Raw genomic sequence first — 1,175 nt, 5'->3', positions numbered from 1 at the left:
TCTCGATATTGCTCCAGGAGATACGGTTGAATTTGCCATTACATGCACGGTGAACAGCCGAGCGGTTGCCAACATTATTAACACAGCAACGGCTGAGTTTGCAGGTGCAACGACAGAAGCAACCGCAACCTTAGAAACGCTGCCTGAAGAAGTGTGGATTGAGAAAACAGCCGAATCTCCAATGTATATTCCGGGAGAAGATGCGGTATTCCACGTTCGCGTTTACAACGGCACTGATGGTTTCGATAACGACATCGCGTTAGAAGATATTTTGTCGGGCATTAAAGCCACCAACATCTATGGCGTGAGTGAGCGTGCTTTCGAGAGTTGGACGATTGAAACGACGAACAGCGACAGCCGCACCACTATTACCCCGATGCCTGTCGATAATCAGGATATCCGTTCGATGATCGATATAGCACCGCATGACATTGTGGAGTTCACGATTACCGCGAAGACTAACCCGTTAGCCGCGAGTGATATCACCAACACGGCAACGGCGGATCTCAACGGTACGCAGCAGCATTCAAGTGCCACTGTTCAGCCTCAATCTCAGGGGATCTCGATTGAGAAAACCGCAGACACCCAATATTACGTTCCGGGTGCAGAAGCGACGTTCCGCGTCAAAGTGAAGAACGAAGGCACAGTCCCAGCGACAGATGTGGCTGTAAAAGACGCCATTAGTAATCTTGAAGTCGTGCGTCTTGATGGTACGTCGGTAAAAGCGTTCGACTCTTGGCGCATTGAGGTGAATAAAGCGAATGCGGAAACCGAGATCACCAACATGCCAGGTGTGAATTCCGACATTGATTCAACGCTAACGATTGCTGCGAATGATGAAGTGGAGTTTGTGATTACAGGGTTAGTGAACCAATACGCTACTGGCGAAATTGAGAATACCGCCAGCGCCACATTCCGTGGTGAAACGCAGGATTCAACAGCGACACTGCTGGCGATGCCGGAGTCGGTCAAACTTGAAAAAACCGTTGACGATGAGTTCTACCGTCCGGGAGAGAGTGTTACTTACCACGTGGTGTTAACTAATGAATCGGGTTCATTTACTGAAGAGATGGTACTGAAAGATCTGATCTCAGAACTGAAGGTCAACACCATCAACGACACTCAAGCTGAAGCATTTACCAGTTGGCGTATGACCAGTGCATACAACGATGAAC

General features: G+C 48.9%; 1 pseudogene. It reads left to right on the top strand.

From position 1 onward, the window contains the following. Nucleotides 1–1,175: pseudogene (locus R7070_RS25970) on the top strand (hypothetical protein); the annotation flags it as partial.

Source organism: Vibrio sp. 1557 (genome assembly GCF_033340175.1).
Lineage (GTDB): Bacteria > Pseudomonadota > Gammaproteobacteria > Enterobacterales > Vibrionaceae > Vibrio > Vibrio alginolyticus.
This window is presented reverse-complemented; position numbering and strand designations above follow the sequence as displayed.